Origin of the sequence: Streptomyces kanasensis (assembly GCF_043077165.1) — a bacterium.
Lineage (GTDB): Bacteria > Actinomycetota > Actinomycetes > Streptomycetales > Streptomycetaceae > Streptomyces > Streptomyces changanensis.
The window spans coordinates 77162-89935 of sequence record NZ_JBIBSF010000010.1 but is presented as its reverse complement, the minus strand read 5'-3'; the positions used below and the strand labels follow the sequence as shown (position 1 = coordinate 89935).

12 protein-coding genes and 1 pseudogene are annotated in these 12774 nt (G+C 75.6%); 8 read left to right on the top strand and 5 right to left on the bottom strand.

Annotated elements, in window-relative coordinates:
* Positions 1 to 63: 63 nt before the first annotated feature.
* From ACF053_RS23950 to ACF053_RS23940, 3 genes are all read left to right on the top strand, one after another.
* On the top strand, positions 64 to 1146 hold the full coding sequence (locus tag ACF053_RS23950) for a PP2C family protein-serine/threonine phosphatase (protein ID WP_391955829.1): 1083 nt from the start codon (positions 64 to 66) through the stop codon (positions 1144 to 1146).
* 297 nt (positions 1147 to 1443) lie between these two features.
* On the top strand, positions 1444 to 2796 hold the full coding sequence (locus ACF053_RS23945; protein WP_391955828.1) for a transcriptional regulator: 1353 nt from the start codon (positions 1444 to 1446) through the stop codon (positions 2794 to 2796).
* A 60-nt stretch (positions 2797 to 2856) separates the two neighbouring features.
* The gene (locus ACF053_RS23940; RefSeq protein ID WP_391955827.1) at positions 2857 to 3387 is read left to right on the top strand and encodes an NUDIX domain-containing protein; all 531 of its coding nucleotides are present in this window, start codon (positions 2857 to 2859) and stop codon (positions 3385 to 3387) included.
* Between the two features lie 95 nt (positions 3388 to 3482).
* Here ACF053_RS23940 and ACF053_RS23935 read toward each other — a convergent pair whose 3' ends face one another.
* Complete coding sequence (locus tag ACF053_RS23935) at positions 3483 to 4343, bottom strand: 3-hydroxybutyryl-CoA dehydrogenase (protein ID WP_391955826.1); 861 nt, start codon at positions 4341 to 4343, stop codon at positions 3483 to 3485.
* A gap of 244 nt (positions 4344 to 4587) precedes the next feature.
* Between ACF053_RS23935 and ACF053_RS23930 the strand changes: the two genes are divergently transcribed.
* Positions 4588 to 5910: a glycoside hydrolase family 10 protein gene (locus tag ACF053_RS23930; protein ID WP_391955825.1), complete on the top strand. Its 1323-nt coding sequence runs from the start codon at positions 4588 to 4590 to the stop codon at positions 5908 to 5910.
* Positions 5911 to 5965: 55 nt separating this feature from the next.
* On the opposite strand, the gene ACF053_RS23925 is transcribed toward ACF053_RS23930, so the two are convergent.
* Together ACF053_RS23925 and ACF053_RS23920 are read right to left on the bottom strand one after the other, a co-directional pair.
* A complete protein-coding gene (locus ACF053_RS23925; protein ID WP_058944934.1) occupies positions 5966 to 6175 on the bottom strand; it encodes a DUF1918 domain-containing protein in 210 nt (69 codons plus the stop codon).
* Between the two features lie 113 nt (positions 6176 to 6288).
* The gene (locus tag ACF053_RS23920; RefSeq protein ID WP_391955824.1) at positions 6289 to 6894 is read right to left on the bottom strand and encodes a DUF6461 domain-containing protein; all 606 of its coding nucleotides are present in this window, start codon (positions 6892 to 6894) and stop codon (positions 6289 to 6291) included.
* A 57-nt stretch (positions 6895 to 6951) separates the two neighbouring features.
* Between ACF053_RS23920 and ACF053_RS23915 the strand changes: the two genes are divergently transcribed.
* Both ACF053_RS23915 and ACF053_RS23910 read left to right on the top strand, forming a co-directional pair.
* Complete coding sequence (locus ACF053_RS23915) at positions 6952 to 7386, top strand: GNAT family N-acetyltransferase (RefSeq protein WP_391955823.1); 435 nt, start codon at positions 6952 to 6954, stop codon at positions 7384 to 7386.
* Between the two features lie 220 nt (positions 7387 to 7606).
* Complete coding sequence (locus ACF053_RS23910; RefSeq protein WP_391955822.1) at positions 7607 to 8770, top strand: methyltransferase; 1164 nt, start codon at positions 7607 to 7609, stop codon at positions 8768 to 8770.
* 13 nt (positions 8771 to 8783) lie between these two features.
* Here ACF053_RS23910 and ACF053_RS23905 read toward each other — a convergent pair whose 3' ends face one another.
* Positions 8784 to 9398, bottom strand: coding sequence for a CGNR zinc finger domain-containing protein (locus tag ACF053_RS23905; RefSeq protein WP_391955821.1), 615 nt, complete (start codon positions 9396 to 9398; stop codon positions 8784 to 8786).
* A gap of 29 nt (positions 9399 to 9427) precedes the next feature.
* Here ACF053_RS23905 and ACF053_RS23900 point away from each other — a divergent pair.
* A pseudogene (locus tag ACF053_RS23900) lies at positions 9428 to 10570 on the top strand (MFS transporter); the annotation flags it as partial.
* 142 nt (positions 10571 to 10712) lie between these two features.
* On the opposite strand, the gene ACF053_RS30255 reads toward ACF053_RS23900, so the two are convergent.
* Positions 10713 to 11174: a hypothetical protein gene (locus ACF053_RS30255; protein ID WP_449336541.1), complete on the bottom strand. Its 462-nt coding sequence runs from the start codon at positions 11172 to 11174 to the stop codon at positions 10713 to 10715.
* A 427-nt stretch (positions 11175 to 11601) separates the two neighbouring features.
* Here ACF053_RS30255 and ACF053_RS23895 point away from each other — a divergent pair.
* A partial coding sequence (locus ACF053_RS23895) for a trypsin-like serine protease (protein ID WP_391955819.1) occupies positions 11602 to 12774 on the top strand: 1173 nt, incomplete at its 3' end.

Sequence of the window (12774 nt, the reverse complement as noted above, 5' to 3'; positions counted from 1 at the left end):
GAGCCGGGACGATCGACAGAATCGTCCCGACCGCGACAAGGGGCCTGAAGAAGGGCGGTCCGCATGATCCGTTGGTGGTCCCGGCGACCCCGGGCTCGCGGACGCGCACCGCTCGCCCCCCTCGCACCGCCGGTGCTCTGGGCCGCCGTCGCCCTCGTCTGGGAGATGGCCAGCCCGCTGGCCCGGCGGGCCGACACGCCCACCCGGCTCGTCACCAGCGCCGTCTTCTGCGTCGTCGGCGTCGCCCTGGCCCTCGGCGCCTTCCAGCGGCTGCGGCGCGAGCTGCGGCAGATCCACGCCGTCGCCGAGGCCGCCCAGCAGGTGCTGCTGCGGCCGCTGCCGCACCGCCTCGACGGCCTCTCCGTCGCCGGGGTCCAGCTGCCCGCCGTACCCGGAGCGGCCGTCGGCGGCGACCTGTACGAGGCGGTGGCCACCCCGTACGGCGTGCGCGTGATCATCGGTGACGTACGCGGCCACGGGCTGGCCGCGCTCGGTGCCGTCGCCGCCGTCCTCGGCAGCTTCCGCGAGGCGGCACACGAGGAGCCCGGCCTCGGCGGCCTCCTGCGGCGGCTGGAGCGGGCACTCCAGCGGTACGTGGGGGAGCGGGTGCGCGACGAGGGGGTGCTCGGGGCCGCCGGGAGCCCGTCGGCGGAGGAGTTCGTCACGGTGCTGCTGCTCGATCTCCACCCCAACGGCGACGTCCTGGTCCTCAACTGCGGCCACCCCTGGCCCTACCGGATCGGCGACGGGGCGGAGCCGCTCGCCGCCGGGGAGCCGCTGCCGCCGCTCGGCGCGTTCCCCCTGCCGGACACGCTGCCGGTCCGACGGTGCGCGCGGCTGCTGCCCGGCGAGGCGCTGTTCCTCCACACCGACGGCGCCGAGGAGGCCCGCGACGCCGCCGGGCGGTTCTTCCCGCTGGACGCCGTACTGGCCGACGTCGCCGGACCGCCGCGGTCACCCGCGGACGTCATCCACCACGTGCGCACGGCGCTGCTGGCGCACACCGGGGGACGCCTCACCGACGACGTGGCGTTCGTCGTCGTGCGGGACGACCGGGTCCCGGCGGCTGCGCCGTGCGCCCGGGTCCCGGGGCAGACCGACCGGGGCGGCCCGCGGCCCGCCCGGACCGCACCGTCCTCCCGATAGCGGCTGGACACGGACGGTGCGGCCGGCGCCACCCGCCCCTCCCCGGGGAGCACGTCCCCGGGGAGCTCCCAGGCGCGTCGGGCGGACCGGCGTGACGGGTGGCGGGCGAACGGGCCGCCGCACTGTACGAGGGGGGAGCCGGCGGCCCGGCCGTCTCCTGGGAGGCACCAAGTCAACCGGGACCCCGCGCATGCCGACAGAGCGCGTGGGGCACGGATACGGACACTTCATTCACACCCCGTGCGAACCGGGCACCACCGCGCCTGGCCCGGCGGAGACACGGCACCGGAGGCGCACATGCAGCCCAACACCCTGCCCAACACGCTGCTCGACGCCCTGCTCGACGAAGCGGGGATGTCCCACGCGGGCCTCGCGGCCCACGTCAACCAGGCGGGTCGCGTGCGCGGACTGGCGCTGCGGTACGAACACACCGCCGTCGCCCGCTGGTTGAAGGGCCAACGGCCGCGCGGCCAGGTGCCGGACCTGATCTGCGAGGTGCTCGGCGCGCGGCTGCGCCGCCCGGTCGCCCTCGACGACATCGGGCTCGGCGTGCCGGGGGACACCGCGGTGCCGCACGGGACGCCGCTCTCGGGGTTCGTGGAGCGCGCGACGGCCCTGTGGCGGTCGGACGAGCAGAACCGCCCGCACCTGATGGGCGTGGCGGCGGTGACCGGGACGCCCGCGGTGATGCCCGTCTGGGAGTGGGAGAACCCCCCCGAGGACGCCGACGTGTCGCGCGGCGGCCGGACGCGGGTCGGGACGGGTGACATCGAGACCCTGCGCGCCGCGCGGGCGCACTACGAGCTGATGTACCGCAGGGCCGGTGGCATCGCGACCCGTTCGCGGATCGTCGGCTTCCTCAACGCGGAGGCCGCCCCCCTGCTGCGCGGCGCGTACGGCGACGCGGTGGGCCGCCAACTGCACCGGGCCGCGGGCGGGCTCGTCGCGGTGGCGGGCATCTGCGCGTACGACTCCGACGCCCTCGGGCTCGCCCAGCGCTACTTCCACCAGGCACTGCGACTGGCCAAGGCGAGCGGCGACCGCGGACTGGGCGCCTACGTGATCGCGCTCCTCGTCAACCAGGCGCTGTTCATGGGGGAGCACCGGCAGGCGGTGGCGTTCGCGGAGGCGGCGCTGCGGGCGGCCCGGCGGGAGATCACCCCTGCGCTCGCCGCCGACCTGTACGCGATGCAGGCGAAGGCGTACGCGCACCTCGGTGACGCGACGGCGGCGCTGCGGTGCATCCACCGCGCCGAGGCGGAGGCGGAACGGATCAGCCCGGGGCGCGAGCCGGACGAGACGGGGTACGTCCAGCCCGGTCTGGTCAACGTGCGGGCCGCGGAGGCGCTGCTGCGTCTGGGGGACCTCGTCGGGGCGCGGGAGAACGCGGCGGCCGCGGTGCGGACGCCGACGCACGACCGCGGCCGGGTGCACCGGCTGGCGATTCTCAGCCAGATCCAGCTGCGGCAGGGAGAGGCGGACGGGGCGGCGCGGACGGCGGTCGAGATGGCCGAGGGGGTGCGGGGAATGGAGTCACAGCGGCTCAGGGACCGTCTGCGTGAGGTGCGCGGGCACCTGGTGGCCAGTGGTTCGGGTGACGCCGAAGAGGCGGCGGATCTCATCGAGGCGGCATTGCGCGTTCCGCTCTGACCGGGCGCCTGCTGCGATATTGCCCCCTACACGACCTACACGTCGGAAGGTGGCAGAGCAGTGCGGTGGACCAACTTGAGTGAGACGACCGTGTACGAGAACCGCTGGTTCAAGGTGAACCTGGCCGATGTCGCCCTCCCGGACGGACGGCACCTCGACCACTTCCTCATCCGGCTGCGGCCGGTCGCGGCGGCCACCGCGGTCAACGAGGCCAACGAGGTGCTGCTGCTGTGGCGGCACCGCTTCATCACCGACACCTGGGGCTGGGAGCTGGCCGCCGGCGTCGTCGAGGACGGGGAGGACGTCGAGGCGGCCGCGGCCCGTGAGATGGAGGAGGAGACCGGCTGGCGCCCCGGTCCGCTGCGGCACCTGCTGAGCGTCGAACCGTCCAACGGGCTCACCGACGCGCGCCACCACCTGTACTGGTCGGAGGAGGCCACGTACACCGGTGAGCCGCAGGACGGGTTCGAGTCCACCCGCCGCGAGTGGATACCGCTCAAGCTCGTCCCCGACCTCGTCGCGCGCGGCGAGATCCCGGCCGCGAACATGGCGGCCGGTCTGCTGATGCTGCATCACCTGCGGCTCGGCTGAGCGGTGCTGCGGGCGGGGACCGGGGTGTCCGGTCCGGCCGGGGTGGTGGGGGCGGGGGCCGCGGCGTCCGGTCCGGCCCCCGTTCCCGTGCGGTGTCAGGCGTAGGGGTAGAAGCCCGAGCCCGTCTTGCGGCCCAGGCGGCCGGCGTCCACCATCCGCTGGAGCAGCGGCGGCGCGGCGTACAGCGGCTCCTTGTACTCGGCGTACATCGAGTCGGCGACCGAGGCGACGGTGTCCAGGCCGATCAGGTCGGAGAGCTTCAGCGGGCCCATCGGGTGGGCGCAGCCCATCTCCATGCCGTTGTCGATGTCCTCGCGGCTGGCGATGCCCGACTCGAACATCCGGATGGCCGACAGCAGGTACGGGATCAGCAGCGCGTTCACCACGAAGCCGGACCGGTCCTGGGCACGGATCGCGTGCTTGCCGAGCACCTTCTCGACCAGCGCCTGGGCCCGGCTGATGGTGCCCTCGGAGGTGGTGAGCGCCGGAATCAGCTCGACGAGCTGCTGCACGGGGGCGGGGTTGAAGAAGTGGATGCCGATGACCTGGTCGGGGCGGGAGGTCGCGACGGCCAGCTTCACCAGCGGGATGGAGGAGGTGTTGGAGGCCAGGATGGCGTCCTGACGCGTCACGACCTGGTCGAGGACCTGGAAGATCTCCGTCTTGACCTGCTCGTTCTCCACGACGGCCTCGATGACGAGGTCGCGGTCGGCGAACTCCCCGAGGTCGGTCGTGAAGCTCAGCCGGGCGAGCGTCGCGTCTCGCTCCGCCTCGCTGATCTTGCCGCGCTGGGCCGCCTTGCCGAGCGAGTTGTACAGCCGGGTACGGCCGATCTCCAGGGCCTCGCCGGTGGTCTCGGCCACCTTCACCTCGAGGCCGCTGCGGGCACACACTTCCGCGATGCCCGCGCCCATCTGGCCGCAGCCCACCACTCCCACGCGTGCAATGTCGGCCATGGAGTCCGTCACCTCGTGCCTTTCGATGATCTTCGGGTGGCGGCGGCCGTATGGTTCCGGCACTCCCGCCTCGACCCCACGACGTTACTCCGTGCGCGAGGGTCGTCGACCTCCCGGGCCGGGCATCCTCCACGCGGGAGCCGGACCGTCCGGAGCACCCGGTTCGGGCGCATAGAGTACTCAAGGTGCAAAACGGCCGAAACGATCACGGTGTCGGCGGACGAGGAACGACTGGGGCGGCAGCATGAGGCACACGGGCGGCGGCGTCGGGCGGCGCGGGGTGGTCGCGGCGGCGACCGGACTGCTGGCATCCCTGCTGGTGTCGGGCGATGCCACCGGCGTCTCCGGCGCCTTCGGGCAGCGGCGGCACGACGGGGACGGCGGGCGCGGAGGGCACGGTCGGGACGGCAAGTCCCGGCGGGACCCGCGAGGCAGGCGGACGGAGGAGTTCCGCGGCATGTGGGTGGCGACCGTCACCAACCGCGACTGGCCCTCCCGGCCCGGGCTGACCCCGGCCGAGCAGCGCGCGGAACTCCTCGCCCTGCTCGACCGCGCCGTCGAGCGGCGGTTGAACGCCGTGATCCTCCAGGTCCGGCCGAGCGCCGACGCCCTGTGGCCCTCGTCGTACGAGCCGTGGGCCCAGTGCCTCACCGGCACCCAGGGCAAGGACCCCGGCTGGGACCCGCTGGGCACGGCCGTCGAGGAGGCCCACCGGCGCGGCCTGGAGCTGCACGCGTGGTTCAACCCGTACCGCGTCGCCACGCACGCCGACCCCACGCGCCTCGCGTCGTGGCACCCGGCGCGCCGCAACCCCGACTGGGTGGTCACGTACGGCGGCAAGCTGTACTACAACCCCGGTCTGCCCGAGGTCCGGCGCTTCGTCGAGGACGCCATGCTGGACGCCGTCCGCCGCTACGCCGTCGACGCCGTCCACTTCGACGACTACTTCTACCCGTACCCGCTCGCCGGGCAGGTCTTCGACGACGACGCGGCCTTCGCGGCGTACGGCGGCGGCTTCCCGGACCGGGCGGCGTGGCGGCGGGACGGCATCGACCGCCTCGTCCGCGAGATGTCCGAGCGCATCGCGCAGACCAGACCCGGTGTGCGGTTCGGCATCAGCCCCTTCGGGATCTGGCGCAACGCCACGACCGACCCGCTCGGCTCCGACTCCCGTGGCCTGCAGACCTACGACGACCTGCACGCCGACACCCGCAAGTGGGTCAAGGAGCGGTGGATCGACTACGTCGCCCCGCAGCTGTACTGGCACATCGGCTTCGCCGCCGCCGACTACGCCAAGCTGCTGCCCTGGTGGAACGAGGTCGTCCGCGGTACGGGGGTCCACCTGTACGTGGGGGAGGCCCTGTACCGCGCCGGCGATCCGGCGGCGCCCGCGCCGTGGCAGGACCCGGCCGAGCTCTCCCGGCACCTCAGCCTCGCGCACGAGTGCGACCACGTGCTGGGCCACGCGTTCTTCGGTGCCCGGGACGTGGTCACGGACCGGATCGGGGCGATGGCCAGGGTCGTGGCCGACCACTACCCGACCCAGGTGCGCCCGCCGGGCCGGTGAGCCGCGGCGGGACCCGCCGCGGCTCGGAATCGGGGGATCGGGGGCCGGGGGCTCGTCAGGGGCCCAGGGGCTTGTCGAACGGGTCCCGGTGGCGCACGACGGAGTCGGGGCCGGGGGACATGACGGCCTCGTGCCCGTCGTCGAAGCGGACCCGGTACGGCGGGTGGCCCCCGTCGCCCAGGACCTCAAGGATCTCGGCCTTGCGGTCGTGCTGCCCGACCACCCGGCCGTGCACCAGCAGCTGGTCGCCCACGGTTGCTTCCATCGGGAGTGCCCTCCTCGCACTGGATGTCCGTATGTGGGAGTCTACGTCCGCATGTGTGGTCCGCGTCACCCGAAGGCGGCCGGGGGGCGGACCCGAGGGCGGCCGGGGCCGGATCAGAAGGCCGGCGCCGACCCGCTGAGCCACTCCGCCGCGTCCAGCACCTCCGGTGTCAGCCGCACCCCGGTCAGCCGCTCCGCCAGGGCGAACGCCGCCTCCGTCGCCGTGCCGATGTCCGCGCCGTCCCGCCGCGGGTCGAACCCGACGTCCCGCAGCAGGGCGGTCACCCCGCCCGGATCGGCGCCCTCCCGGGTGTGCGGGGACAGGGGCTCGACGCGCAGCCGCAGCGCGCCGTCCACGTACCGACTGAACTGGTCCACCGCGTTCACGTTCCGGAAGTGGGTCACGAGCTCCGTGCCCCGCGACAGCTCGGCCGCCGTCTCGTGCAGGCTGCCCAGGTAGCCGTTGGGCTCGATCACCACGCTCCAGCCGTCGACGGGGGCCACCGCGAGGAAGTGCCGGTCGCCACCGGAGGCCCGCCACGCTTCCCGCCCCGCGTCGACCAGTGCGCGCACGCCGGTGACCCGGCCCTCCGGGCGGGCGCCGAGCCGGCCCAGGACCTCCCGCGGCGCCACGGCGTGGACCAGCGTGACGCAGTAGGCCTCGATCAGCTCCGGGCAGTGGTCGTCGAGCCAGCGGTAGTCGGCGGCGGTCGCGTTCATGCCCCGATCGTGGCACCCGCCACTGACAACAAGCCCCCTCCCTGCGAACGTTCGACCATGAACGAGACGATCACTTTCGGCAGGTACGAGATCTCGACCGACCCTGCCCGACTCGACCGCGCTCTGGTGCACCGCTGGCTCTCCACCGACGCGTACTGGGCGCGGGGCCGCGAGCGTGGGAAGCAGGACCGCGCCATCGACGGATCGCTGAACTTCGGCGCGTACGACGGCGAGACGGGTGCCCAGGCCGCGTACGCCCGCGTCGTCACCGACCTCGCGACCTTCGCCTGGCTCTGCGACGTGTACGTCCACCCCGCCGCCCGCGGTGACGGCCTGGGCAGCGGCCTCGTGGGGGCGGTCCGCGACCACCTCGCCCCGTACGGCCTCACGCGCGTCCTGCTCGCCACCGAGGACGCGCACGGTCTCTACGCCAAGCTCGGCTTCGAGCCGCTGGCCGACCCCGACCGCTGGATGTCCCTGGCCCCGCGGTAGGACGGCGGGTCCGGGCGGACGCCGCGGTCCGGCCAGCGTGCCGCGGCCCCGCGGCCACCCCGGCGGCCGGCCCCGGCGCGGTGACCCGGCCCCTGCGGTGCGGCCCGGCCCCGGCCCCTGCGGTGCGGCCCACGACCGGCCCCGGCCCCGGACCGTGCGGCGCGGTCCGTCCCGGCGCCGTGCGGGACGCCGCCCGGGGACCGGCTAGCCTGAACCCACGATGAACCGTCTGACCACGTCATGGGGCGAGTACGCGCTCACCCGCTTCCCCGAGCACACCCGCGATCCGCTGCGCGCCTGGGACGCCGCCGACGAGTACCTGCTGCGGCACCTCGCCGCTCCGGACGCCCCCGTCCTCACCGGCCGCGTGGCCGTCGTCGGCGACCGGTGGGGAGCCCTCGTCACCGCCCTGGCCGGCCACCCGGGCCCCGACGAGCTGGTCCAGATCACCGACTCGTACCTCGGCCGCGAGGCCACCCGCGCCAACCTCGCCCGGGCCGGGCACGCCGAGGGCGGCGCGGTGCGCCTGCTCACCACGCAGGACGCGCCACCGGACCGCGTCGACGTGCTCCTGGTCCGCGTCCCGAAGAGCCTGGCCCTGCTGGAGGACCAGTTGCACCGGCTCGCGCCGGCGCTGCACGCGGGGACGGTCGTCGTCGGCACCGGCATGGTCAAGGAGATCCACACCTCGACCCTGCGGCTCTTCGAGCAGCTCGTCGGCCCGACGCGCACCTCCCTCGCGGTGCGGAAGGCCCGGCTCGTCCACAGCGCCCCCGACCCGGACCTGGAGCGGCCGGCCAACCCGTGGCCGCTGCGGTACGGGCTGCCGAAGGACGCCGCGACGGTGGCCGGACTGACCGTCGTCAACCACGCCGGCGTCTTCTGCGCGGACCGGCTGGACATCGGCACCCGCCTCTTCCTGCGGCACCTGCCGGACGGTCTCGACGGCCGCCGCGTCCTGGACCTGGGGTGCGGCAACGGTGTGGTGGGTCTCGCCGTCGCCGTCGCCGCCCCGGGCGCCGAGGTGGTCCTCACCGACGAGTCGTACCAGGCGGTCGCCTCCGCCGAGGAGACCTTCCGGGCCTCCGCGCCGGCCGGGGTGGAGGCGCGCTTCGCGGTCGGTGACGCGACGGCCGACGTCCCGGACGGCTCGGTCGACGTGGTCCTGAACAACCCGCCCTTCCACAGCCACCAGGCGGTCAGCGACGCCGCCGCGCGCCGCATGTTCACCGCCGCCCGCCGCGCCCTGCGCCCGGGCGGGGAGCTCCGCGTCGTCGCCAACCGCCACCTCGGCCATCACCTGACGCTGCGCCGCCTCTTCGGCGACTGCGAGGTGGTCGGCAGCGACCCGAAGTTCGTGGTCCTGCGCGCCGTGAAGCGCTGACGGGCGGCTCCGGTCAGCAGCGGTCGGCGCCGCCCGGCCCCCCGCCCGGGAGGGCCCTGGCCCGCCGGTGGGCGGCCACCCGCTCGCGGGTCGCGCACCGCCGCGAGCAGTAGCGGCGCGGTACGCCGCTGCCGAGGGTGACGTAGACGGCGCCGCAGCCCGGCGCGGCGCACAGCCCGCCCGGCGGTCGCTGCCGCTCCCACAGCAGGACCGTCAGGCACAGGCACGACGACGCGAGGAACCACTCCCCCCAGGGGGCGTCGTCCGCCCGGTCGAGGTGCGGGTGCCACGGGCTGTCGCCGCCGTGCGAGGTGAGCCGCAGCGGGCCGGTCCCGCGCGCGAGGAGCCGGTTCAGGGCCGCGGCGGCCGTGTCCGTACCGGTGGCAGCGAAGACCTCCCGCAGGGCCAGCGCGGCCGTCCGCAGCTCCGCCACGTCGCCGGGGCCCACGGTCAGCGGCTCGCTCTCGCCGTGCTCGCGCAGCAGCCGGGCCACCTCCTCCGGTGCCGGGCCGTCCGGGCCGCCTCCGGTGAGCGCGTTCACGAGGGCCTCGGTGCGGCGGGCGACGGCGTGCACGGAATGCCGGGTCGACCGGCCGTCGGGAGCGGACACCCGGCGAATGTAACGCATCTGGCGCGGTTTTCCGTTACCCCCGTACCGTGCCGGGCGTGAAGAACCGTCCCTCCCTGGCCCGGTACACCGTCGGCGCCGCCCTCGCCCGCACGGGCGACGAGGCGGCAGGCCCCGCGTTGCTGCTCGCCGGACTCGCGGCGACCGGCTCGTCCGCCCGCGCCTCCGCCCTGCTCGCCGCGGGCACGGCGGCAGCGGCGCTCGGCGGCCCGGTCGTCGGGGCGCTCCTGGACCGCTCGCCACGGCCGGGCCGGCTGCTGGCGGGGGCGCTCGCCGGGTACGCGGCCACCCTCGTCGCGGTGCTGCTGTGCCTCGGGCGCACGCCGTACGCCGTGCCGCTGCTGGTCGCGGCCGCCTCGGGACTCCTCGCCCCGGCGCTGTCGGGCGGCTGGACCGCGCAGCTGCCCCACGTCGCGGGCCCGGCCGCGCTGCCGCGGGCCACCGCCCTCGACGCGATGACCTTCCACGCGGCGGCCCTTGCCGGCCCGGCCCTGGCGGGCGGCGCCGCCGCCCTGTACGGCGCCCCAGCGGGGGTGGTGGCCGCGGCCGCCCTGATCGGCGCGGTCGCCCCCCTGGCGTGGACGCTCCCACCCGGCGCGGGCGCACCCCTCTCCGGCACGTCACGGGACCGGGACGGCGCGCCGGTACCGCGCGGGGGCTGCGCTCCGGTACCGCGCCGGGACGTCGCGCCACAGGGGGTGCCGCAGCGCGTGCCGAGCCGGCCGGTGCGGGGTGTCGCCGGGGTGGCCGCGGGCGTCGCCGAGGGGTGCCGCGCGCTCGTCCGGAGTCGGGTGCTGGGCCGGGTGACCGCCGCGTCCGTGCTGTCCTGCGCGGGGCAGGGCGTCCTCGTCGCCTGCGCGCCCCTGCTGGGCGCGCGGTACCTCGGCGGACCCGGTCAGGGGGCGCTGCTCCTCGCCGGGGCCGCCGGCGCGGCCCTCGCCGCCAACGCCGCGCTGGCCCGTACGCGCCGCCCGCCCGGCCCGGAGGCCGTCTTCCGCGGGGCGACCCTCGTCCAGGCAGCCGCCCTGCTCGTCCTGGCGGCGGGCGCCGCCGGCGCGGCCGGGGGGCACCCCGCCGTCGTGGTGGGGGCCGTGCTCCTGGTCGGCGCGGGGGAGGGGCCGCAGCTGACGGCCCTGCTCGCGCTCCGCCACCGGGAGTCGCCGGACGGACTGCGCGGCCAGATCCAGACGACCGGCGCCAGCCTCAAGATCACCGGCTTCGCGTGCGGCGCGGCCGTGGCGGGACCGCTCGCGTCCGTCTCCCCGCCGGGCGCGCTGCTGGCGGCCGCCGCCGCGCACGCCGTGGCCGTCGCGGTCAGCCCTCGGGGAGCCGGTGCCCGCACCGGCCGCAGAACCGCACGTCGGCCCCCTCGGGCGCCAGCCGTCCGCACTCCGGGCACACCCGGTCCAGCAGGCAGGCCGGCTCACCGCCCGTCCGCTCCGCACCCGCCGCGCGACCGATCGTCATGCCGGGGCGACGGCGGTGCACGGTGAGGTAGTCGAGTCCGTGCGGTCCGGCGGACAGGCCGCGGCGGGAGCCGCGCGGCAGCCAGATCACGCACCCGGTCTCCAGCGGTTCGGCCCCGTCCCCGGTCGACAGCTCGCCGTGGCCGTTCACCACGAACACCAGGACGTCGAGGTCCGGTTCCACGTGGACGGCGACGCCCGCGCCCGGGGCGAGTCGCACCACGTTCGCGTCGAGCTGCCGGTCCGCCGTGGCGAGCCGCCACAGGGCGCCGCCCCGCTCGGCCGGCATCGCGCGTACGAGATCGGCCATCCGGGTGAGCACGCCGGCTGTCGGGGACGGGGACGGGGACGGGGACGAAGGCGGAGGTGAGGAGGGGGGCGGGGTCGGGGACACGTGTCCTCCCGAGGGGCGCGAACAGGGGGCGAGGAACAGCAGGGTGGAGGCCCGGAATCCTAACGAGCCGCACCGCCGGAGGCTCCGGGCGGCACGGGCACCGCCCAGGGGCCCGAAAACTTCCGGCCAACGTAGGCGCAAAAGTGCTGCAACCGAACCATCTCGCGCGGAGTTCGGGGCGTCCCTGTGCGATATTCCGGTGTCAACGCGAGTTGATCTTCTTTCTGCCCGTCAGCGCTCGTCACCGCCCGGGGCGACGGCCGCTGCCCGGCGCGGCGCCGACCGCCGCCCGCCCCTCGGGGCCGGGCGGGTGGCGGGCCCCTCACGTGAGGACCGCACACACGTGCTCGGTACACCGTTCAGGACCAGACGCCCCCGCGGGACGGCCGTCGCCCTCGTCTGCGCCGTCGCCGCCGGACTGCTGACCGCGGCGCCCGCCGCCCACGCCGTGAGCGGGACGCCCGCGGCGGACGGAGCCCACGCCTTCACCGCGCAGCTGCGCATGGGCGGGGACGCCGCCACCACGGCCGCGCGCGGCTGCTCCGGCGTCCTGGTCCACCAGCAGTGGCTGCTCACCGCCGCCAGCTGCTTCACCGACACCCCGGGCTCCACCGTCCCCGCGGGCCGGCCCGCCGCGAAGACCACCGCGACGCTCGGCGGTCAGACCGTCGACGTCGTCGAGGTCGTACCGCGCACGGACCGGGACGTCGCCCTGGCCCGTCTCGCCCGCCCCGTCACCGGTGTCACCCCGATCGCCCCGGCCGCCTCCGCCGCGGTCGCGGGCGAGACCCTGACCGGCGCCGGCTTCGGCCGGACGAAGACCTCCTGGGTCCCCGACCGCCTCCACACCGGCGACTTCCGGGTCGACGCGGTGGATGCCACCACCGTCTCCCTCACGGGGCAGGACGGCGTGTCCGTCTGCATGGGCGACACCGGCGGCCCCGCGCTCCGCCAGAAGGACGGCGGGGTCGAACTGGTCGCCCTGCACAGCCGGTCCTGGCAGGGAGGCTGCTACGGCGCCCCCGCCTCGGAGGTCCGCACCGGTGCCGTCGACTCCCGCGTCGACGATCTCGGGGGCTGGATCAAGGAGGTCCGCAACCGCGACCGGATCGCCCCCGCCGACGTCGACGGCGACGGCAAGGACGACCTCGTCGTCCAGCACACCAACGGCGACGTCGTCGTCCACCGCAACCTCGGCGCCCGCTTCGACGCCGGCCGGGTGTGGAGCACCGGTTGGGGCCGTTTCGTGGACGGCAAGGACATGGGGCGGCTGTACTTCGCCGACATCACCGGTGACGGCAAGGCGGACCTGGTCGTGCACGGTACGGACGGGAACATCGCCGTGCGCAGGAACATGGGCACGTACTTCGACGGCGGTACGCACTGGAGCGCCGGTTGGGGCCGTTTCGTGGACGGCAGCGACATGGGGCGGCTGTACTTCGCCGACATCACCGGTGACGGCAAGGCGGACCTGGTCGTGCACGGCACGGACGGCAACATCGCCGTGCGCAGGAAC

What these genes read in the sequence shown, in the direction of transcription:
- ACF053_RS23950 (WP_391955829.1), top strand. Translation starts at nt 64, where the DNA reads ATGATCCGTTGGTGGTCCCGGCGACCCCGGGCTCGCGGACGCGCACCG.
- ACF053_RS23945 (WP_391955828.1), top strand. Translation starts at nt 1,444, where the DNA reads ATGCAGCCCAACACCCTGCCCAACACGCTGCTCGACGCCCTGCTCGAC.
- ACF053_RS23935 (WP_391955826.1), bottom strand. Translation starts at nt 4,343, where the DNA reads ATGGCCGACATTGCACGCGTGGGAGTGGTGGGCTGCGGCCAGATGGGC.
- ACF053_RS23930 (WP_391955825.1), top strand. Translation starts at nt 4,588, where the DNA reads ATGAGGCACACGGGCGGCGGCGTCGGGCGGCGCGGGGTGGTCGCGGCG.
- ACF053_RS23925 (WP_058944934.1), bottom strand. Translation starts at nt 6,175, where the DNA reads ATGGAAGCAACCGTGGGCGACCAGCTGCTGGTGCACGGCCGGGTGGTC.
- ACF053_RS23920 (WP_391955824.1), bottom strand. Translation starts at nt 6,894, where the DNA reads ATGAACGCGACCGCCGCCGACTACCGCTGGCTCGACGACCACTGCCCG.
- ACF053_RS23915 (WP_391955823.1), top strand. Translation starts at nt 6,952, where the DNA reads ATGAACGAGACGATCACTTTCGGCAGGTACGAGATCTCGACCGACCCT.
- ACF053_RS23910 (WP_391955822.1), top strand. Translation starts at nt 7,607, where the DNA reads ATGAACCGTCTGACCACGTCATGGGGCGAGTACGCGCTCACCCGCTTC.
- ACF053_RS23905 (WP_391955821.1), bottom strand. Translation starts at nt 9,398, where the DNA reads ATGCGTTACATTCGCCGGGTGTCCGCTCCCGACGGCCGGTCGACCCGG.
- ACF053_RS30255 (WP_449336541.1), bottom strand. Translation starts at nt 11,174, where the DNA reads ATGGCCGATCTCGTACGCGCGATGCCGGCCGAGCGGGGCGGCGCCCTG.